The following is an 18,805-nucleotide window of genomic DNA, read 5'->3' on the forward strand; positions in this document are numbered from 1 at the left end:
TTTTTTTCCTTATGCCGCATGGACATGATGTGCGGTCTGAAGCCCGCAGTCCGTATTAGCCGCTATACTTAAGCGATTCAAGACTGAAACTTACATTCTTACGTCGTTGTTTTCGAACGATGTTTATTAGCAGGAGAGACAACCTTTATGTCAGCCAATCAACAGAAACTCACTTCTCACAAACTGTTTAAAACCGGGTTTTATGTGGGCGGCAAATGGCAAGAAGCCAAAGAAACTTTTGATGTGTTAAACCCAGCCACTGGCGACGTGGTGGCGAAAGTCGCCAAAGCAGGCAAAGCGGAAACCAACGCGGCCATCAAAGCCGCCAGTGACGCACTGCCGGCATGGCGCAAAAAAACCGGCAAGGCGCGCTCTGAGATTTTGCACCGCTGGTATGAACTGATGATTGAAAACAAACAGTTCCTCGGCGAGCTGATGGTGGCCGAGCAGGGTAAGCCGCTGAAAGAGGCCTTGGGCGAAGTGGAGTACGCCGCCAGCTACCTGCAATGGTTTAGCGAAGAGGCCAAGCGCGCCAACGGCGAGATCATCCCGCCAGTGAAAGAGGGTTCACGCATCTTTGCGACCCGCGAGCCGATTGGCGTGGTCGCGGCCATCACGCCGTGGAACTTCCCGCTGGCGATGCTGACCCGCAAACTCGGCCCCGCGCTGGCCGCGGGCTGTACCGGCTTGATTAAACCTGCCAACAACACGCCGCTGTCAGCCTTCGCGCTGCTGGAGTTGGCACACCTGGCGGGCGTTCCCGACGGCGTGATCAACGGCGTGGCCGGTGATACGCATGCTATCAGCGACGCCATCATGGCCAGCAACGAGGTGCGTAAAATCTCCTTCACCGGCTCGACCGAAGTGGGTAAAACGCTGGTGCGCAACAGCGCCGACACCATGAAGAAAGTGTCGATGGAGCTGGGCGGAAACGCGCCCTATATCGTGTTTGACGACGCCGACCTTGATGCCGCGGTGAAAGGCGCGGTGAGCTGCAAATTCCGCAACAGCGGGCAGGTTTGCGTGTGCATTAACCGTATTTACGTGCAGGACGGTGTCTACGACAAGTTCGTCACGGCGCTGGCGGAAGAAGTGCGCAAGCTGAAAGTCGGTAACGGCATGGACGACGGCGTGATTGTCGGCCCGCTGATTGATATCAAAGGGTTAGAGAAGGTTGAAGACCACGTCAAAGACGCGCTGGAGAAGGGCGGTCGTCTGGTGGTCGGTGGTCAGCGCCACGAACTGGGCGGCAACTTCTATCAGCCAACGGTGATTGCCGACGCCAACGACGACATGAAAGTGGCGGCAGATGAAACCTTCGGCCCGCTGGCGGCCTGTTTCCGCTTCAAAACCGAAGAAGAGGTTATCGAGCGCGCCAACGCCACGCCGTTTGGCCTGGCGGCATACTTCTATACTCAAAACTTGCAGCGCGTATTCCGCGTTGCCGAAGCGATTGAAAGTGGCATGATTGGGATTAACGAATCTGCGCTTTCTACCGAAGTCGCGCCGTTTGGCGGGGTGAAAGAGTCCGGGCTGGGCCGAGAAGGTTCGGTGTTAGGTCTGGAAGAATATTTACAGGTGAAAACCTTACATTTAGGTAATTTGTAGAGACATACTAAAATGCTGAATCAGTAATCTGAATGAGTATAAACAGGGCAATGATGAATCGATTGAAAGGGCTGCGTCAGCGCAGCGTTTGGATAAGTTTGTGCCTCGGGCTGTTGGCGGGGCCGTTCTCGTCTGTCGTTTTGGCGAAACAATCCTCTGATACGCTGGCTGGGTTGACCTCGGAGCAAACCGTGGTGAGCTATTTGCGGCAGAATCATCGGTTGCCCGACTATTACGTGACTAAACGGCAGGCACGTGATGCGGGATGGGACGCCCGCGCGGGCAATCTGTGTCAGGTCTTACCGGGTAAGGCGATAGGCGGCGACAGGTTCTCAAACCGTGAAGGGCGCCTGCCTAATGCTTATAAACGCGTGTGGCGCGAGGCGGATATCAACTATCGCTGCGGGCGGCGCGGCGCCGACCGCGTGCTGTTCGCCAGCGATGGCCTGATTTACGTCAGCCGCGATCACTATAAACAATTTGTTCGGGTGGAGTGACATCGATGAATAAAGTGGTCTTCGATTTTAATCATATTCCCGATTTGCCCGCGTTTTATAGCGAGTTTTCCCGACAATTTGGTCTGAGCGAGAGCTTTGGTGCCAATCTTGACGCACTCTGGGATGAGGTGACGGGAGGCATTACGCTGCCCGTTGAAATTGATTTTGCCCATCTGAATGCCAGCCGTAAACGGCGTTTTGGCGCACTGATTCTGCTGTTTGAAGAGGCGGAAGAGGAGCTGGACGGCGAGCTGCGTTTTAACGTGCAAGAGAAAGCGGCGGCAGCGACGGGTAAAGCTAAAGAGTAAGCGAAAGAGTAGGCGGGAGAGAGTGAAAAGTAGCAGCCACCCGGTGACTCGCGGTGGCTACTGCTGATGGCTGAAAAGACTTACAGGTCTTTGGCTTCGGCCAGCTCGCGCAGATATTGGAAAATCTGGCGGTAAGATTTCGGCGGCTTATTGGCTGCCTTTTCTTTTTGTGCGTTACGGATAAGCGCGCGCAGCTGCTGGCGATCGGCCTCTGGATAAAGCTCCAGCACCGGCGGGATCGCGTCGTCGCCATCTTCCACCAGACGGTCACGCAGCTGTTCCAGTTTGTGGAACAGGGAAACCTGCTGGTTGTGGCGGTTTTTCAGCTTATCCAGCGCGGTGGTGATAGGATCAACATCGCGGGAACGCAGCATTTTACCAATCAGCTGTAGCTGACGGCGGCGGCCTTCTTTCTTGATCTTCTGGGCTAAATCGATGGCGGCGCGCAGATCATCATCTAGCGGCAGCTTGTCCAGCGAGTTCTTGCCTAAATCGACCATCTCTTGACCCAAATCTTTCAGGGCTTCGGCGTCGCGTTTAATTTCACTTTTGCTGACCCAGATGATTTCATCATCTTCTTCGTTCTCGTTGCTCTCGGGAACGTCATCCAGCCAGTCGTCAATTTTCTTTGTCATGAGTGCTTCCTCCTTGGGAGGTTTTCCTATCATTTTTCATTGTGCTTTATTGCTTGGCGGCATTATGCATGGTTATGGGGTTTACCTCCACGTTCTGTTGCATATTAAGCCGCTTCCTAGCGTGTCGGGTGCGAAATAATGGGGCGTCTCTGTTAGACTCAAAGACAACGTAACCTCTTTTTTCTCATAAGTGATGGCAGGCTGATGAACGTAGTCAATCAAGTTGCAGAACAGCGTAAGACACTGGAACAGGCCGTAGCTCAGGCCCTCGAATTAGCGAAAGCCGGTTCAGACGGTGCTGAAGTCGCGGTCAGCAAGACCACCGGCATTGGGGTAAGCACCCGCTTTGGTGATGTTGAGAACGTCGAATTCAACAGCGACGGCGCGTTAGGCATTACCGTCTATTATCAGAATCGTAAAGGCAGCGCGTCATCTACCGATCTCAGCTCAGATGCCATTTCTCGCACCGTGCAGGCCGCGCTGGACATCGCCCGCTTCACGTCTCCTGACCCCTTCGCGGGCGTCGCCGATAAAGAGATGCTGGCTTTTGATGCGCCGGATTTGGACCTGTTCCACCCAACCGAATTAGACGCCGATCGTGGCATTGAGCTGGCAGCCCGCGCCGAGCAGGCCGCATTAGCCGCCGATAAGCGCATCACTAATAGCGAAGGCGGCAGCTTCAACAGCCATTACGGCATTCGCGTCTTCGGCAACAGCCACGGCATGTTGCAGAGCTACTGCTCGACGCGCCACTCGATTTCCGCCTCGGTGATTGCCGAGCACGATGGCGACATGGAGCGCGATTACGCCTATACCATCGCGCGTAAAATGAGTGATTTGGCGAATCCTGAATGGGTGGGTGCCGAGTGCGCACGCCGCACGCTGTCGCGCCTCTCTCCGCGTAAATTGCCAACGATGAAAGCCCCGGTGCTGTTCGCCTCTGAAGTAGCGACCGGCCTGTTCGGCCACTTGGTCGGCGCTATCAGCGGCGGCAGCATCTACCGTAAATCCTCTTTCTTGCTCGACAGTCTGGGCAAGCAGATTCTGCCGGAGTGGCTGACGATTGAAGAGCATCCGCACCTGCTGCAAGGCTTGGCTTCTACGCCGTTCGACAGCGAAGGCGTGCGCACCCAGCGGCGTGACATCGTCAAAGACGGCGTGCTGCAAAGCTGGCTGATGACCTGCTACTCGGCGCGCAAGCTCGGCCTGCAAACCACCGGCCACGCGGGCGGCATCCACAACTGGCGCATTGCCGGGCAGGGCGATGACTTCGCCGCTATGCTGCGCAAAATGGGCAAAGGCTTAGTCGTAACTGAGCTGATGGGCCAGGGCGTCAGCGGCGTGACCGGCGACTACTCGCGCGGCGCGGCGGGCTTCTGGGTGGAAAACGGTGAAATTCAGTATCCGGTTAGCGAAATAACCATCGCTGGCAATCTGAAAGACATGTGGCGCAACATGGTGAGTATTGGCAGCGACATCGAAACGCGCAGCAATATTCAGTGTGGCTCCGTGCTGCTGCCAGAGATGAAAATCGCCGGCGAATAATCGTTTTCTTCGCGTTATCCGCGCAGCGATCGCCCGATCGCTGCGTTTTTTTTATCCTTTTCCGCTCAGACATTACTTATTTACAAAAAAGCTCTGCCACTTTTTCCTTCGCCCATTTATTTTGTCATTGCTGAATAAGTAATGTCGTTTTTTAACAAAATTATAAATTTCTATTAACCTAGATGGATGACCCGAAAATGCGTAAACATTTGATAGCAATGGTTGCCGTTGCCCTACTTGGAAGCAGTTCTATGGTTCTGGCGGCGGATGTCGGCACCAACATGGACACTATCGCCGATAACTACGGCAAAGCGCTGAAAGCCAGCAATGCACAGGATTTCGAAGCGAGCCTGGCGAACATGAAAGCCGCCGCGCTGGACGCTAAAAACGCAACCCCGCCAAAACTGGAAGGGAAAGCGGCCAACAGCCCAGAGATTCAGGATTACAAAAAAGGCATGGATGATTTAGTGGCCGGTATCGACAAAGCCTCTGCATTGGCGAAGGCTGGCAAACTGGATGACGCGAAGAAGGAAGCGCAAGGCTTCAAAGCGATTCGTGACGAGAACCATAAGAAGTTCAGATAAGATTTATACGCCCTCCCGGTCATCGGGAGGGCGTGACGCTGACTAGCGGTACTTAGCGGTACTCTCCGGCTGCTTCCGGCTGATACAGCAACTCTAGCACTTTAACCAGGCTCTCTTTGCCATTGGGCATCGTCCACGTGATGCTACTACCCACGCGCAGGCCCAGCAGTGCCGCACCTAGCGGCGCCATCACGGACAGCTGCTCATCGGTATCTTTTAACGCCGCCGGGAAAACCAGCGTGCGAACATGTTCTTCCCCTTCGTTGCCTTCCGTGAAGCGTACCTTACTGTTCATCGTCACGACGTCGGCAGGCATCTCCTGCGGCGGCAGGATTTCAGCGCGATCCAGTTCTTCGTTTAATGCCTCTGCCACCGGGCTGCTTGCGTAAGCAGGCTTCGCCAGTAAGGAATCTAAACGTTCTGCATCCAGCTCGTTGATGGTCAGGGTCGGTTTGCTCATAGCATTATTCCTATTTCCTTCTGAGTCGCCATCGCGAGCGATGGTGTTGGGTGGCATGGTTGCCGATTGTCAAAAAGCAACACCCCCGCGCACTAGCGCAGGGGTGTTGGCGTTTTTCGAATTTCTCATCTGATACTAGGCAGAGATAGCGCAAAATGGAAGGGCTATCCTTTCATTCGTCACTACTAAAACTCCGTTAAGCAGTGAAATACCCTGAACCCTCGCCGTCTGATAGTCGTATCCCCAGATTAATCCCAGTTTTGAGAATGTGATCCGCTTAGGTCACTGCATTTCCACTTTGAACTGGAAAAAAACCATCTACACAGGAAATGCCCGCGGGGTTAGGGTAAAGACAGATGAAATAAACGCGCTTTTTTAGCATTGCACGGCAAGGAGAGGGGTAACCGCGAGTGAATAACGGAACCGCATCTGTTAATACGGCAGGGCAAATTGGTTTGGAAGACGCAGAAGCAACCACAGAGAAAGTGTTAAAAGATATTCAGGTTATGTTGAACGCCGAAAATATCTATACCAATGATGTCCAGCAGCAGATGTTAGCCTCGCACGTTAAGGCAATGGTATTACGCTCTATTACCGGTGAGCCATTACCCGAGGTGGAAAAAGAGCTGTTTGACGAAATTTCTGCGGAGTCAATGCGAATGGCGGAGCGGGTTGTCGACCTGTTCGGTAATTTACCTATCGAAGAGGCTTATTTACTCTCGGTACATTTTGAAGTCGCAAAAGACAATAATTCTTAACAATTTAAATTTTACTCAATTTATCTGGAGAAAGAACTCATGGGACAAATTACCGTTGTTATCGGCGACCGTTTAGGGAAAGGCCAGAAAGTTGCAGCGGGCGTAGAAGCCGCAGGTGGCAAGGCTATCGTGGTGCCGGGCGTGGCCGCTGACATGAAATTAGGCGACGTGATGAAAGCAGAAAATGCCACCTTCGGCATCTCTTTCTGCGGCAGTGGCGGCGCGGGCGCAATTACTGCGCAAACCAAATACGGATATAAAGCAAAATATGGAATGCGCTCTGTGGATGAAGGCGTAACTGCAATTAACGAAGGCTGTAATGTATTAGGTTTCGGATTTATGGATAAAGAAGAGCTGGGTCAACGCCTGGTTGAAGCTTATATCAAGAAATTCGGCCAGCCGTAATGAAACAACAATTAACCACCACTGTTCGGGTTGAAGGAAAAGGCGAAAATAAGGCCGCCGCCTTTTCTGCCGCGCTGAGTCAGGTGCAAAGAACCGTTCTTAAATCTACGAATAATATCTTGCTGCGAATTGAACCGCAGGACGTCAAGGTGATCACCGCAGAAGAGACGGTAAGAAAGGAAAAGTTCCTGTTCTTTTTTCTGGCCAGAGAAAGGAAGAGTTATTACGTAGTGCTCGATATTACCGTCAATATGACGGCAATAGAGACTGACAAGGTAGTTTTTGTCACTAAATAAGGAGCCATTGAGTCAAGAATATTATTTCTTGGTGCAAGGCTCTAAAAACGTTAGCTATAAATGACAAGGATATACTGATGTTTTTAATTATTTTATTTAAGTCGCTTATTATCGGCGGATTGGTCGGCGTGGGCGTAGGTGCAGGTGCTGCACGTATGTTTCACGCGCCAAGCGTGCAAGGGATGGGGGCTTTTCGTACTCTTGGGGAATTAAATTCCTGTGAAGGCGATCCAGCTTCGCATTTCTCTTTCGGTTTAGGCTTCTTCTTCAACGCCTGGGCATCTTCTGTCGCTGCAGGTTCCTTCACACAAGACGTCGACCACCGCATTATTCCTCACTGGGCAGCCGCCTCGTTGATGGTGAAAAACCGCAACGTGTCTGAAACCCTGCACGATCCGCGCAAGATGGCCATCGCCGGTGCTGTTATCGGCATGATTGTCGTCGCGTTCCTTAACACCACCGCCTCCGCCGTACCGGCAGCCTTGCAGGTTACTGCGGTGAAAGTGCTGGTGCCCGCTGCTAACCTGTTGGTCAACACCGTCATGCCAGTGATCTTCTGGCTGGCTGCGATTGACGCAGGCCGCCGCTCCGGCTTCTGGGCCACCATCTTCGGTGGTTTGGCGCAGATGATCATGGGTAACGCCGTGCCGGGTCTGGTACTGGGTATCTTGATTGGTAAAGGCGTCGAAGAGGGCGGCTGGAACCATGTGACTAAGGTGATGATGGCGGCAATTATTGCGCTGTTCGTGCTCAGCGGGTTCTTCCGCGGTTTCGATGTGAAATTGCTGCAGTCCTTCATGTTGGATGTTCCGGCATGGTTGAACGGCATTCACAACTCTCTTAGCGGCAAGTAACAGGGGATTATGACAATGGAAGAACAAGCCAAAAGTGGTTTTTGGTACGCCGAGTGGTCGTTCCCGATCTTCGTCGGATTACTCTCCTCCGGGGTATTTGCCGGTACGCACATGTACTACCTGTACGGCATCGGTGCTTTTAACGAAGTCGCCTTCGTCTCAATGCTGCGTTCCGGCATGGATACCGGGGTGTATGGCGCAGTAGCGGCCTTCGGCGCGAGCTTCTTGTTCGCCCGTATTATCGAAGGTTCGCTGGTCGGTATTCTTGATATCGGCGGCGCTATCCAGACGGGTATTGGGCTAGGGGTTCCGGCGATTCTGCTGGGTGCTGGCATCGTGTTCCCGGTGGCGAACTTCGCGGCGTCTCTGGTGACTGGCCTGATTCTGGGGCTGGCGGTGGGTTACATCATCATTCTGGCGCGTAAATTTACCATCAACCAGAGTAACTCGACCTATGGCGCAGACGTCATGATGGGCGCGGGTAACGCCTCAGGCCGCTTCCTCGGCCCGTTGATTATCCTCTCCGCCATGGCGGCTTCAATCCCCATCGGTCTGGGGTCATTGCTCGGCGCGCTGGTGTTCTATATCTGGCAGAAACCGATCACCGGCGGCGCAATTTTAGGCGCGATGATCCTCGGTGCAATTTTCCCAGTATCGCTGTAGTAGAAAGCAATAAAACGAGTTAAATCAGGCGTCGGCGGCTCGCCGCTGACGCCTAAAAGCAGGACAGAACGGGGCGGGTGGCCACTGTGACTGCCCTGCGTTTACGGAGAATGGCGTATGTTGTATGACCTGATAATCCGACAGGCAAAAAGCTCAGACGGCAGCTTGACGGATATTGCAATTCACGACGGTAAAATCGCCGCCATCGGCCAGCTGGATTCCAGCGTCAGCGCCAAACGGATTCTCGAACTACAGGGCAAGGTTTTCGCCAGCGCCGGGTGGATCGACTCTCATGTTCACTGTTATAGCAAATCGCCGATTTATCACGACGAGCCGGATTTAGTCGGCGTCGCCAGCGGCGTCACCACGGTTATTGATGCAGGCAGCACCGGCGCGAACGACGTCGATGACTTCTACCAGCTGACCCGCCAGGCCAAAACCAACGTCTTTGCTTTCCTCAATATCGCCCGTACCGGCATCGTGACCCAAAACGAGCTGGCGGACATGGAGCAAATCGACAAAGTGGGCGTGCGCGAATCCATTGCCCGCAACCCCGGCTTCATCATTGGTATCAAAGCTCGCATGAGCAGCAGCGTAGTGGGCAAAAACGGCATTAAGCCGCTGATCCGCGCCAAAGAAATTCAGCAGGAAAACGACGACCTGCCGCTGATGGTGCACATTGGCAATAACCCGCCAAATCTGGATGAAATCGCCGATTTACTCACTTCGGGCGACATCATCACCCACTGCTATAACGGCAAACCCAACCGCATTTTATCGCCAGAGGGCGTGCTGCGAGATTCGATTAAACGCGCCCTGAGCCGCGGCGTGCGTCTCGACGTCGGCCACGGCAGCGCCAGCTTTAGCTTTGAAGTGGCCCAGTTGGCCATTCAGCAAGGCATTTTGCCGCACACCATCAGCTCCGATATTTACTGCCGCAACCGCGTCAACGGCCCGGTCCACAGCCTGGCTGCGGTGATGTCCAAGTTCTTTACCGTCGGCATGACGTTAGAACAGGTGATTGATTGTGTCACCTGTAACGCCGCCGACGCGCTTCGCCTGCCGTCAAAAGGACGCCTCGAAGTCGGTGCCGACGCTGACCTGACGCTGTTTGAGATCCAACACGCGCCGAAAGTCTTTCTCGACTCCGAAGGCCAGTCAGTGACCGGCGAACACCATCTGATCCCACTGGCCGCCGTGGTCGCTGGCGTCACCCTATTAACTGATGAAGGGAAATCAAATCATGTCTTCCAATGCTGATCTCTACGAAAAATATAAGCTAAAACAGGTCATTAATGCTTCAGGTCGTATGACCGCGCTGGGCGTGTCTACCCCGCGCCCGGAAGTGGCTGACGTGGTGAATACTGGTCTGAATCACTACTTCGAAATGAAGGATTTGGTCAATAAAACCGGGGCTTACATCGCCAAACTGCTGGATGTTGAAAACGCGGTAGTGGTGTCCTGCGCCTCGGCGGGGATTGCTCAGTCCGTCGCCGCCGTGATTATCAAAGACAATGCCTGGCTGCTGGAAAACCTGCACGCCGCGCCGCTGGACGTGCCGCACGACATCGTGCTGCCGAAGGGCCACAATGTAAACTTCGGCGCGCCGGTCGGCACCATGATCACCCTGGGTGGCGGTAAAATTGTTGAAGCCGGTTATGCCAACGAATGCTCTGCTGCCCAGCTGGCGGCCTGCATTACGCCGCGCACCGCCGCGATTATGTACATCAAATCGCACCACTCGGTGCAGAAAAGCATTCTCTCCGTGGAAGAAGCCGCCGCCGTGGCGCAGGAGCACAACCTCCCGCTGATCGTCGATGCCGCCGCTGAAGAAGATCTGACCTGCTACTACAACATGGGCGCAACGCTGGTGATTTACAGCGGCGCGAAGGCCATCGAAGGCCCAACCAGCGGCTTGGTGCTGGGCAAGCACCAGTACGTCGAGTGGGTGAAGCAGCAGTCCGGCGGCATTGGCCGCGCGATGAAAGTGGGTAAAGAGGGCATTCTTGGCTTAACGCAGGCGATTGAAAGTTACATCACTCAGCCGAAAACCACCGGGCAGGAGATGGTGGACAAGATGACGCCATTCATCGACAGCCTGAACCAAATCAACGGTGTGAGTGGCCGCGTGGTGTGGGACAGCGCCGGGCGCGACATTGCGCGCACCGAAATCACGTTCGACGAAGCCGTGCTGGGTTGGAAAACCAAAGCCATCGTGGAAGCGATGAAAGAGGGCGATATCGCGGTGTACTTCCGTGGCTACCGCGCCAACGAAGGCAAGATTGAAGTCGACGTGCGCAGCGTGACTCCGCCGCAGTTAGCCATCGTCGCTGAACGTTTCAAACAACTTTTTGATGGAGCAAAAGCATGAACCTGACCCCGAACTTCTACCGCGATCGCGTGTGTCTGAACGTGCTGGCAGGCTCCAAAGACAACGCCCGCGACATCTATGACGCGGCGCAGGGCCACGTGCTGGTTGGCGTGCTTTCCAAGAACTATGCCGATGTACCTTCTGCCGTGGCGGATATGAAAGAGTACGCGTCGCTGATTGAAAATGCCCTGTCCGTCGGGCTTGGCGCGGGCGATCCGCGCCAGTCGCTGATGGTCAGCCTGATTTCACAGCACGTCCAGCCGCAGCACGTCAATCAGGTGTTCACCGGCGTGGGCACCAGCCGCGCGCTGCTGGGCCAAAACGACAGCGTGGTTAACGGCCTGATCTCCCCAACCGGCAAAGTGGGCTGGGTTAAAATCAACACCGGGCCATTGAGCGCCTCGCAGCCCGACGCCATCGTGCCGGTCGAAACCGCCATTGCGCTGCTCAAAGACATGGGCGGCAGCTCGGTGAAATACTTCCCGATGGGCGGCCTGAAGACCCGTGATGAGTTCGCCGCCGTGGCGCGCGCCTGCGCCGAGCACGATTTCTGGCTGGAGCCGACCGGTGGTATCGATCTGGAAAACTTCGAGCCGATCATGGAGATCGCCCTCGAAGCCGGGGTGAGCAAAATCATTCCGCACATCTATAGCTCGATTATCGACAGCACCAGCGGCGACACCCGTCCGGCCGATGTCAGAACCCTGCTGGCGAGCGTCAAAAAGCTCGTAAGCTGAGGTTTATTCTCGTATTCCAATCCGCGCCGTCAGTTCGCTGCGCTGTTAAACACCCTGCGTCGCCGTTTTATGGCGCAGGGATCCCGCGTTTGTCTGGCAATCCCTTTGATTTGAGGAAATGTATGAGAAACTGGTTACTGATTTCAGGTTTAACATCCGCGATGCTGGCGATGTCTGCCACGCCGCTCTACGCAGCAGAAAAAGCCATGGCCCAAACTTCACACTATGCCTATGTCGGGACTTACAATCCCAATGGCGAAGGCGTCTATCGTTTTAAATTTGATAGCAAAACCGGCGCGCTGACTGAGCGCGTGCTGGCCAGCCAGTTGCCGAATCAGGCACAGATGGTGCTGAGCCACGACGGCAAAACGCTGTTCATTGGCAGCGAAATCGATAACTTCAATGGCGGCAAAAACGGTGCGATTGCGGCATATAAAATCAACCCGCAGGACGGCAGCTTAACGCTGATCAATCAGGTAGATTCACAGGGCGCAGGTCCGGTGTACCTATCGCTGACGCCAAAAGGCGATCACCTGCTGGTGGCTAACTACATCAGCGGCGTGGTGGCGACTTTCCCGGTGGATGCCAGTGGCAAACTGGGCGAAGCCAGCGATCATCAACAGGACTCAGGCCCGGCCGGTGCCGCCAAACCTGAAGCTGCGGCGCCGGGCAGTTTTGCCGCCAGCGACCACAACGGCCCGCATGCGCACATGATCGCCACCGATCCGAGCGGCAAGTTTGTCTTCTCAACCGATCTGGGTCTGGACAGGATCTATCAGTGGAAGCTGGACAGTGCCAGCGGCAAGCTGGAAGCCAACGATCCTCCGTTTATCAACGCCTCTTCCGCCGGTGCGGGGCCGCGCCATTTCGTGTTCCACCCGAACGGCAAAGTGGTGTTCCTGATTAACGAAGAAGCTTCGACCCTGACCAGCTATCGCTTCGACAGCGCCAAAGGCACGCTGACCCAGCTGCACGTGCTCTCTTCATTACCTGCTAACTTTAAAGGCACCAACTTTGCCGCCGGTATCGTGCTGAGCAAGGATGGCCATCACCTTTACGTGGCGAACCGCCTGCATAACAGCATCGCGCAAATCAACGTGACGGGCGAGGGGGCAATGACCTTCGCGGAAGAAGCCTGGACCCGTGGCGACTACCCGCGCACGCTGACCTTGTCGCCGGATGGAAAATACATTTACGCGATGAATCAACGAAGCGATAACATCACTCGATTCAAGATTGCCGCCGAGAGCGGTAAACTGACTTTTGTTGATGATTACACGCCAGTGGGCAGCCCGTCGCAGATGGTGATTGTTCCTTAAGCCGTTTTACCTCGTGAGGTAGGCGGAAAATAACGGGTGCGGGGTGACGCGGTTGGTCATCCCGCCTTGTCATTTCAAGTGGCAGTAGAATTGATGTTTCACAGCAACAACCGACTGGAAGGATTATGGTGAGATTTCCCTATCAACGACTGGCCCATCTGTTTGATGCCCTACAGGCCGAAACGCTGCCTCAGGACGAGCTGGCGAAGCGCCTTGACGTCTCCACTCGCACCGTGCGCGCTGATATTACCGCGCTGAATGAAATTATGGCCCAGTACGGCGCTTCCTTTGTGCATAACCGCGGTAGCGGCTATCAGCTGAAAATCGACGATCAGACGCTGTTCTCTGCGTTGCAGGAAACCAATAATCGTCGGGTCAGCCCAACGCCGCGCACCGCGCCGGAGCGGGTGAATTACCTGCTTATACGCTTTTTGACCTCAGCCTTTTCCCTCAAGCTAGAAGATCTGGCCGATGAATGGTTTGTCAGCCGGGGAACCCTGCAAAATGATATGGCTGAGGTCAGAGAACGTCTGGCACGTTACCACCTGAGCATTGAAACCAAGCCGCGTTACGGCATGAAGCTGTTTGGCGCCGAGCTGGCGATTCGCTCCTGCCTGACGGATTTGCTGTTCCAGCTGGAAAGCGACGAGCAGAGCCATCCGCTGCTGAAAACCGAGAGTCTGGCGCTTGAGGCGCTGGGGCCGTTAACCGATTTTATGCACCAGTCGCTGGCGCAGTCCTCGATCCAACTGACCGATGAAGGTGAGCAGTACCTGATTCTGTACTGCGCGGTGGCGATTAAGCGCATTAGCGGCGGCTATCCGTTAACGGATTTTGATGCTGAAGAGGGCGACCCGGCGGTGAAGCAGGTCTCTACGCGCCTGGCGGCCGAGCTTAAGGCGCTAGTCGGTAAGGAGATCCCGGCGGCTGAAGAGGCCTATTTGCGGGTGAATATCGCGGCACGGCGGGTGCAGAACATCCTGCCGACGGATATTAATGCCGATGACGATGAGTCGCTGGTGGACTACATTCTGTCCTACATCAATGCGCACTATAACTATGATTTACAAGGGGATAAGCAGCTCCGCGCCGACTTGCTCACCCATATCAAAACCATGATAACCCGGGTGAAGTATCAGATTAACATCCCCAACCCGCTGCTGAGCAACATCAAACAGCACTACCCAATGGCCTACGACGTCACGCTGGCGGCGGTATCGAGCTGGGGCAAATACACCCCTTATTCGCTCAGTGAAAACGAAATCGGTTTTCTGGTGCTGCATATCGGCGTCGGGCTGGAGCGCCACTACAACATCGGCTACCAGCGCCATCCGCAGGTGATGCTGGTGTGCGATACCGGCAACTCGACCATTCGCATGATTCAGGCGCAGATCAGCCGCAAATACCCGCAGCTGGTGGTGACGCAAGTGGTGACGCTGCGAGATTACGAGAAGCTGGAGCACATCGACGAAGATTTCATTATCTCCAATGCGCGCATCACCGAGAAGAACAAGCCGGTGGTGGTGCTGTCGCCATTCCCCACCGAGTACCAGATGGAGCAGCTCGGCAAGCTGGTGCTGGTGGACCGCACGCGGCCCTATATGCTGGAGAAGTTTTTCGACGAGCGCCATTTCATGATAATCAATCAGCCGATGACCCAGGCCGAGCTATTCCACAAGGTGTGCAGCCAGCTGGAAGAAGAGGGCTATGTCGACGCAGAGTTCTATCCGTCAGTGGTCGAGCGCGAAGAGATTGTGTCGACCATGCTGGGCGAAGGCATTGCGCTGCCGCACTCGCTGGGGCTGCTCGCCAAGAAGACGGTGGTGATCACCCTGCTATCCCCGCAGGGCATTGAGTGGGGCGATGGCGAAACTGCGCACGTGATTTTCCTGCTGGCGATCAGCAAAGCGGACTATGAAGAGGCGATGGCGATTTACGATTTGTTCGTGACGTTTGTGCGGGAAAGGTCGATGAGCCGTTTGCTAAGTAGTGAAAGTTTTAATTCTTTTAAAGCGATAGCGATAGATTGTTTGAGTAGAATTTAAGAAAAATGCTGCTTTACCCAAAATAGTTCGAGGTGCAGCCAACGCGCCTGCACCTTGAAATATGATGGGTCAATTAGTCTTCGTCGAAGCCGGAATTGATAAGATTAATCACGGCTTCCAAAGCTTGAACCTCATCGGAGCCGGTGGCTTCGATTTCAATCTGCTGGCCCTTTGGCGAGTCCAGCATCAGCAGCGCGATCACGCTGCTGGCCTCGGCTTCAATGCCTGCGTCGTTACGCAGCATCACTTCTGACTCAAAGCTCTGCACCAGTTCAAACAACTTCATTGCCGGACGAGCGTGCATGCCCAGCCGGTTTTTGATTTCTACCGTTTGTTTAACCGTCATGATTTGCGTTTTTCCAGCGTGCGATGGCGGGATTGCACATTCTTCCCGCGAGAACGGAAGTAGTCAGCCAATTGTTCAGCGATGTAAACCGAGCGATGTTTCCCGCCGGTGCAGCCAATGGCGACGGTCAGATAACTGCGATTGTTGGTTTCCAGCATCGGCAGCCACAGTTCAAGGTAGCTGCGGGTCTGGTAAATGAAGTTATGCACATCGGTATGGCGGTCGAGGAACGCAGCGACGGGTTTATCCAGACCGGTCATCGGGCGCAGTTTCGGGTCCCAATGCGGGTTCGGCAGGAAGCGCACGTCAAACACGTAGTCGGCATCAATAGGAATGCCGTGCTTGAAGCCAAAGGACTCAAACACCATGGTCAGTTCGCGCTCGCGCTTGCCCAGCAGGCGAGTACGCAGCATTTCAGCCAGTTCGTGAACTGACATCTCGGAGGTGTCGATGATCAGATCTGCGGAAGAGCGCAGCGGCTCTAGCAGGTCAGCTTCTTCATCAATCGCACTTTCGAGCGACAGATTTTTACTGGAAAGCGGATGCAGGCGACGAGTGTCGCTGTAACGGCGGATCAGCGTGTTGCGATCGGCGTCGAGAAACAGCAGCTGCGGCGAAAAGCTCGCGGGCAGCTGCGTCATTGCATGTTCGTAAACTTCCGGGGTTTCCGGCATGTTGCGCACGTCGATACTGACCGCGGCGGAGGTATTACGTTCAGCAAGGGTCTGTGCGAGCTGCGGCAGTAAGACCACCGGCAGGTTATCGACACAGTAAAAACCCATATCTTCCAGTGCCCGCAAAGCAACCGATTTCCCTGAACCGGAACGGCCGCTGACAATCATCAGCACCATGTTGTCACTCCCCTGCAATCAGTGTTCTGAATTCACTTTCCCGGAAGACTATCCGGGAACCGTCATTGGCAAAATCGCGCCGGTAAACACTATTATCCGGCTGAACATTAAAGAGATCTTAAATCTGTATTCTTCTTATTATTCACTTTCGGTCATGATTTGGAACAGTTCTTCGTCACTTTGCGCGCCGCGCAGGCGACGGCACACGGCTTTGTCAGCGAGCTTTTTCGCCACTAAAGACAAGGTGTGTAGATGGGTTTTACATTGATCGGCAGGGACCAGCAAGGCAAAAAGCAGGTCGACAGGTTGATTATCGATAGCGTCGAAAGCGATCGGCTGTTCCAGTTGAATGAACACACCTACGGCGCGCAGCGTATCCTCTTCCAATTTGCCGTGAGGAATGGCGATACCCGCACCGATACCGGTGCTGCCCATTCTCTCGCGGGTCAAAATGGCGTCAAAAATAACCTGTGGCGCCAGATTGAGCTGCTTGGCGGCGAGTTCGCTGATGATTTCCAGCGCGCGTTTCTTACTGGCGCAGTGAACGCCGCTTTTGGTGCACTCGGCATTAAGGACCGACGTTAACTGCATGGCTATATCGTTAATCATTTCATCATTCACTTTTTCGCTCTGACACCGGACAGGCTCTTTTACCCTAAATGACAGTTCGGCTCGCTGCCAGAAGGTCGCGAGCCGATACTCAAGGTCCGTAGTGCATAGAGACTATGTGGGTGCTAGTGCTGTTTCAGTTTATCTTTATGCTTATTGAGCTGGCGAGCCAGCTTATCAATCAGGAGATCGACGGCTGCATACATATCCTGATGATCCGAGGTGGCGTGCAACTCGCCTCCATTCACATGCAGCGTGGCTTCCGCCTTTTTCTGCACTTTTTCAACGCTCAACACCACGTATACCTGATTTATTCGATCAAAATATTGCTCAAGTTTGGCAAATTTTGTCGTAACAAATTCTCTGATAGGTTCCGTGATCTCGATGTGGTGTCCGGTAATGTTGAGCTGCATAATGTCTTCCTTCTCTGTTGAGGTCAAACTAACTGTTTACGTTGGTTTGAAGGCGGGATGGACAAAGACTCTCGGTATTTCGCTACTGTGCGACGTGCGACCATGATCCCTTGATCAGAGAGCATGGTGGCTAACTTGCTGTCACTTAACGGTTTGACAGGGTTTTCCGCCGCGATTAATTTCTTCACCAGCGCCCTAATGGCGGTAGATGATGCCTCGCCTCCGCTGTCAGTACTGACATGGCTGGAGAAGAAATATTTTAGTTCGAAGATACCGCGCGGGCTGTGCAGAAACTTCTGCGTGGTCACGCGCGATATGGTCGATTCGTGCATATCCACGGCGCTGGCGATGTCGGCCAACACCATAGGTTTCATAAATTCTTCGCCTGACTCAAAGAACGCCTGCTGCTGCTCGACAATGCAGCGCGTCACTTTTAACAGCGTGTCGTTGCGGCTTTCGAGGCTCTTAATCAGCCACTTGGCTTCCTGCAAATTACTGCGAATGAACTGCCCGTCGCTGTCACTGCGCGTTGAGTTGCCCATCGCGGCATACTGCTGGTTAATCTTCAGGCGTGGAATGCTGTCTGAATTCAACTCGACGGTCCAGACGTTCGACACTTTACGCACCAGCACATCGGGGATCACATACTCAGATTCGCCGGTGTTGATCGACTGCCCTGGGCGCGGATCGAGCGACTGAATCAGCTGCATCGCACATTTAAGTGTATCTTCTTTTAAGCGGGTCGAACGCATAAGTGCGCGAAAATCATGATTGGCGAGCAGATCCAGATGTTCACTGACGATCAATTTAGCTTCGGCCAGAAAAGGCGTTTCCGCCACGTATTGCGATAGCTGGATCAGCAGGCAGTCGCGCAGGTCGCGTGCGGCAACCCCCACCGGATCAAAGCGTTGAACGCGCTTAAGCACGGCTTCAACCTCATCCATGCTTATCTCTTCATCGCCCATGCTTTCAAGGATATCTTCCAGCGAGACGGTGAGGTAGCCGGTGTCGTCAACGGCGTCGACGATAGAGGTGGCAATGGCGGCATCGGTGTCGGTGAAGGGGGTCAGTTCCACTTGCCACATGAGGTAATCTTGCAGCGTTTGGGTGGTTTCGCCCTGATAGATTGGCAACTCGTCATCACTGTAGTCATTACCAGTGCCTGACGGCGTTCCTGCGGTGTAAATCTCATCCCACGTGGCGTCGAGCGGCAGCTCCTCGGGCATATCTTTCTGCTCAAGGGCTTCACGCGTATCTAAGCCTTCACTGGCCGTGGCTTCGACGGAATCAATTTCATCATGCAGATCGGTTTGCTCCAACAGCGGGTTGCTTTCCAGCGCCAGTTGGATCTCCTGTTGGAGCTCAAGCGTTGATAGCTGCAACAGGCGAATAGCCTGCTGTAGCTGAGGTGTCATGGCCAATTGCTGGCTAAATCTGAGCTGCAAACCTTGCTTCATATCTTGGCTTTACTTCCTGAACTGAACTACCCGCCGTCACTCAA

Annotated in this window: 22 protein-coding genes; 15 read left to right on the forward strand and 7 right to left on the reverse strand. The window is 54.3% G+C overall.

Going from position 1 to position 18,805, the window contains the following annotated elements:
• Positions 1-147: 147 nt before the first annotated feature.
• Genes V2154_RS01330 through V2154_RS01340 form a run of 3 tightly spaced genes read left to right on the forward strand, consistent with a single transcriptional unit; the run spans position 148 to position 2,413 of the window.
• The gene (locus V2154_RS01330) at positions 148-1,608 is read left to right on the forward strand and encodes an NAD-dependent succinate-semialdehyde dehydrogenase (RefSeq protein WP_353500752.1); all 1,461 of its coding nucleotides are present in this window, start codon (positions 148-150) and stop codon (positions 1,606-1,608) included.
• Positions 1,609-1,658: 50 nt separating this feature from the next.
• Positions 1,659-2,105, forward strand: a complete 447-nt coding sequence (locus V2154_RS01335) for a ribonuclease domain-containing protein (RefSeq protein WP_353500753.1) — start codon at positions 1,659-1,661, stop codon at positions 2,103-2,105.
• A 5-nt stretch (positions 2,106-2,110) separates the two neighbouring features.
• The gene (locus tag V2154_RS01340) at positions 2,111-2,413 is read left to right on the forward strand and encodes a barstar family protein (protein WP_353500754.1); all 303 of its coding nucleotides are present in this window, start codon (positions 2,111-2,113) and stop codon (positions 2,411-2,413) included.
• 80 nt (positions 2,414-2,493) lie between these two features.
• Here V2154_RS01340 and yjgA read toward each other — a convergent pair whose 3' ends face one another.
• Positions 2,494-3,048 (reverse strand): ribosome biogenesis factor YjgA, encoded by a 555-nt coding sequence (gene yjgA / locus V2154_RS01345; RefSeq protein WP_353500755.1) that lies wholly within the window; start codon positions 3,046-3,048, stop codon positions 2,494-2,496.
• Between the two features lie 204 nt (positions 3,049-3,252).
• Here yjgA and pmbA point away from each other — a divergent pair, with 204 nt between their 5' ends.
• Entirely contained in the window at positions 3,253-4,593 is a 1,341-nt protein-coding gene (pmbA, locus tag V2154_RS01350; RefSeq protein ID WP_353500756.1) for a metalloprotease PmbA, read from the forward strand.
• Between the two features lie 197 nt (positions 4,594-4,790).
• On the forward strand, positions 4,791-5,177 hold the full coding sequence (cybC, locus tag V2154_RS01355; RefSeq protein ID WP_353500757.1) for a cytochrome b562: 387 nt from the start codon (positions 4,791-4,793) through the stop codon (positions 5,175-5,177).
• 52 nt (positions 5,178-5,229) lie between these two features.
• Here the strand turns inward: cybC and rnk are convergent, their stop codons facing one another.
• Positions 5,230-5,637: a nucleoside diphosphate kinase regulator gene (gene rnk, locus V2154_RS01360; protein ID WP_353500758.1), complete on the reverse strand. Its 408-nt coding sequence runs from the start codon at positions 5,635-5,637 to the stop codon at positions 5,230-5,232.
• 410 nt (positions 5,638-6,047) lie between these two features.
• Here rnk and V2154_RS01365 point away from each other — a divergent pair, with 410 nt between their 5' ends.
• The 10 genes from V2154_RS01365 (at position 6,048) to V2154_RS01410 (ending at position 15,085) form a co-directional block, all read left to right on the forward strand.
• The gene (locus tag V2154_RS01365; protein WP_034786687.1) at positions 6,048-6,395 is read left to right on the forward strand and encodes a PRD domain-containing protein; all 348 of its coding nucleotides are present in this window, start codon (positions 6,048-6,050) and stop codon (positions 6,393-6,395) included.
• Positions 6,396-6,434: 39 nt separating this feature from the next.
• Positions 6,435-6,800 (forward strand): glycine-rich SFCGS family protein, encoded by a 366-nt coding sequence (locus V2154_RS01370; RefSeq protein WP_034786688.1) that lies wholly within the window; start codon positions 6,435-6,437, stop codon positions 6,798-6,800.
• The gene (locus tag V2154_RS01375; protein ID WP_353500759.1) at positions 6,800-7,096 is read left to right on the forward strand and encodes a DUF4312 family protein; all 297 of its coding nucleotides are present in this window, start codon (positions 6,800-6,802) and stop codon (positions 7,094-7,096) included. Before V2154_RS01370 ends, V2154_RS01375 begins: the two co-directional genes overlap by 1 nt.
• 77 nt (positions 7,097-7,173) lie before the next feature.
• A complete protein-coding gene (locus V2154_RS01380; protein ID WP_034786690.1) occupies positions 7,174-7,950 on the forward strand; it encodes a DUF4311 domain-containing protein in 777 nt (258 codons plus the stop codon).
• Positions 7,951-7,965: 15 nt separating this feature from the next.
• On the forward strand, positions 7,966-8,613 hold the full coding sequence (locus V2154_RS01385) for a DUF4310 family protein (protein ID WP_034786691.1): 648 nt from the start codon (positions 7,966-7,968) through the stop codon (positions 8,611-8,613).
• A 120-nt stretch (positions 8,614-8,733) separates the two neighbouring features.
• Positions 8,734-9,873, forward strand: a complete 1,140-nt coding sequence (locus V2154_RS01390) for an amidohydrolase/deacetylase family metallohydrolase (protein ID WP_353503881.1) — start codon at positions 8,734-8,736, stop codon at positions 9,871-9,873.
• Positions 9,857-10,984 (forward strand): DgaE family pyridoxal phosphate-dependent ammonia lyase, encoded by a 1,128-nt coding sequence (locus V2154_RS01395; RefSeq protein ID WP_353500760.1) that lies wholly within the window; start codon positions 9,857-9,859, stop codon positions 10,982-10,984. The genes V2154_RS01390 and V2154_RS01395 overlap by 17 nt, the downstream gene beginning before the upstream one ends.
• Positions 10,981-11,721 (forward strand): 2-dehydro-3-deoxy-phosphogluconate aldolase, encoded by a 741-nt coding sequence (gene dagF / locus V2154_RS01400; protein WP_353500761.1) that lies wholly within the window; start codon positions 10,981-10,983, stop codon positions 11,719-11,721. Before V2154_RS01395 ends, dagF begins: the two co-directional genes overlap by 4 nt.
• Positions 11,722-11,843: 122 nt before the next feature.
• Positions 11,844-13,040, forward strand: a complete 1,197-nt coding sequence (locus V2154_RS01405; RefSeq protein WP_353500762.1) for a lactonase family protein — start codon at positions 11,844-11,846, stop codon at positions 13,038-13,040.
• Between the two features lie 125 nt (positions 13,041-13,165).
• Positions 13,166-15,085, forward strand: a complete 1,920-nt coding sequence (locus V2154_RS01410; RefSeq protein ID WP_353500763.1) for a BglG family transcription antiterminator — start codon at positions 13,166-13,168, stop codon at positions 15,083-15,085.
• Positions 15,086-15,158: 73 nt separating this feature from the next.
• Here the strand turns inward: V2154_RS01410 and npr are convergent, their stop codons facing one another.
• The 5 genes from npr to rpoN all read right to left on the reverse strand — a co-directional run bounded on the left by npr (position 15,159) and on the right by rpoN (position 18,761).
• Positions 15,159-15,431 (reverse strand): PTS phosphocarrier protein NPr, encoded by a 273-nt coding sequence (gene npr, locus V2154_RS01415; protein WP_034786698.1) that lies wholly within the window; start codon positions 15,429-15,431, stop codon positions 15,159-15,161.
• Positions 15,428-16,282, reverse strand: coding sequence for an RNase adapter RapZ (rapZ, locus tag V2154_RS01420; RefSeq protein WP_353500764.1), 855 nt, complete (start codon positions 16,280-16,282; stop codon positions 15,428-15,430). The genes npr and rapZ overlap by 4 nt, the downstream gene beginning before the upstream one ends.
• A 138-nt stretch (positions 16,283-16,420) precedes the next feature.
• On the reverse strand, positions 16,421-16,903 hold the full coding sequence (gene ptsN, locus V2154_RS01425) for a PTS IIA-like nitrogen regulatory protein PtsN (protein WP_172468494.1): 483 nt from the start codon (positions 16,901-16,903) through the stop codon (positions 16,421-16,423).
• A 113-nt stretch (positions 16,904-17,016) separates the two neighbouring features.
• Entirely contained in the window at positions 17,017-17,304 is a 288-nt protein-coding gene (gene hpf, locus V2154_RS01430) for a ribosome hibernation promoting factor (protein ID WP_034786702.1), read from the reverse strand.
• Between the two features lie 23 nt (positions 17,305-17,327).
• Positions 17,328-18,761, reverse strand: coding sequence for an RNA polymerase factor sigma-54 (rpoN, locus tag V2154_RS01435; protein ID WP_353500765.1), 1,434 nt, complete (start codon positions 18,759-18,761; stop codon positions 17,328-17,330).
• Positions 18,762-18,805 lie beyond the last annotated feature (44 nt).

It is taken from the genome of Ewingella sp. CoE-038-23 (assembly GCF_040419245.1).
Taxonomy (GTDB): domain Bacteria; phylum Pseudomonadota; class Gammaproteobacteria; order Enterobacterales; family Enterobacteriaceae; genus Ewingella; species Ewingella allii.

Excerpts from the sequence above, each read along its gene's own strand:
- V2154_RS01330 (WP_353500752.1), top strand. The coding sequence starts at position 148 with ATGTCAGCCAATCAACAGAAACTCACTTCTCACAAACTGTTTAAAACC.
- V2154_RS01335 (WP_353500753.1), top strand. The coding sequence starts at position 1,659 with ATGATGAATCGATTGAAAGGGCTGCGTCAGCGCAGCGTTTGGATAAGT.
- V2154_RS01340 (WP_353500754.1), top strand. The coding sequence starts at position 2,111 with ATGAATAAAGTGGTCTTCGATTTTAATCATATTCCCGATTTGCCCGCG.
- yjgA (WP_353500755.1), bottom strand. The coding sequence starts at position 3,048 with ATGACAAAGAAAATTGACGACTGGCTGGATGACGTTCCCGAGAGCAAC.
- pmbA (WP_353500756.1), top strand. The coding sequence starts at position 3,253 with ATGAACGTAGTCAATCAAGTTGCAGAACAGCGTAAGACACTGGAACAG.
- cybC (WP_353500757.1), top strand. The coding sequence starts at position 4,791 with ATGCGTAAACATTTGATAGCAATGGTTGCCGTTGCCCTACTTGGAAGC.
- rnk (WP_353500758.1), bottom strand. The coding sequence starts at position 5,637 with ATGAGCAAACCGACCCTGACCATCAACGAGCTGGATGCAGAACGTTTA.
- V2154_RS01370 (WP_034786688.1), top strand. The coding sequence starts at position 6,435 with ATGGGACAAATTACCGTTGTTATCGGCGACCGTTTAGGGAAAGGCCAG.
- V2154_RS01375 (WP_353500759.1), top strand. The coding sequence starts at position 6,800 with ATGAAACAACAATTAACCACCACTGTTCGGGTTGAAGGAAAAGGCGAA.
- V2154_RS01380 (WP_034786690.1), top strand. The coding sequence starts at position 7,174 with ATGTTTTTAATTATTTTATTTAAGTCGCTTATTATCGGCGGATTGGTC.
- V2154_RS01385 (WP_034786691.1), top strand. The coding sequence starts at position 7,966 with ATGGAAGAACAAGCCAAAAGTGGTTTTTGGTACGCCGAGTGGTCGTTC.
- V2154_RS01395 (WP_353500760.1), top strand. The coding sequence starts at position 9,857 with ATGTCTTCCAATGCTGATCTCTACGAAAAATATAAGCTAAAACAGGTC.
- dagF (WP_353500761.1), top strand. The coding sequence starts at position 10,981 with ATGAACCTGACCCCGAACTTCTACCGCGATCGCGTGTGTCTGAACGTG.
- V2154_RS01405 (WP_353500762.1), top strand. The coding sequence starts at position 11,844 with ATGAGAAACTGGTTACTGATTTCAGGTTTAACATCCGCGATGCTGGCG.
- V2154_RS01410 (WP_353500763.1), top strand. The coding sequence starts at position 13,166 with ATGGTGAGATTTCCCTATCAACGACTGGCCCATCTGTTTGATGCCCTA.
- npr (WP_034786698.1), bottom strand. The coding sequence starts at position 15,431 with ATGACGGTTAAACAAACGGTAGAAATCAAAAACCGGCTGGGCATGCAC.
- rapZ (WP_353500764.1), bottom strand. The coding sequence starts at position 16,282 with ATGGTGCTGATGATTGTCAGCGGCCGTTCCGGTTCAGGGAAATCGGTT.
- hpf (WP_034786702.1), bottom strand. The coding sequence starts at position 17,304 with ATGCAGCTCAACATTACCGGACACCACATCGAGATCACGGAACCTATC.
- rpoN (WP_353500765.1), bottom strand. The coding sequence starts at position 18,761 with ATGAAGCAAGGTTTGCAGCTCAGATTTAGCCAGCAATTGGCCATGACA.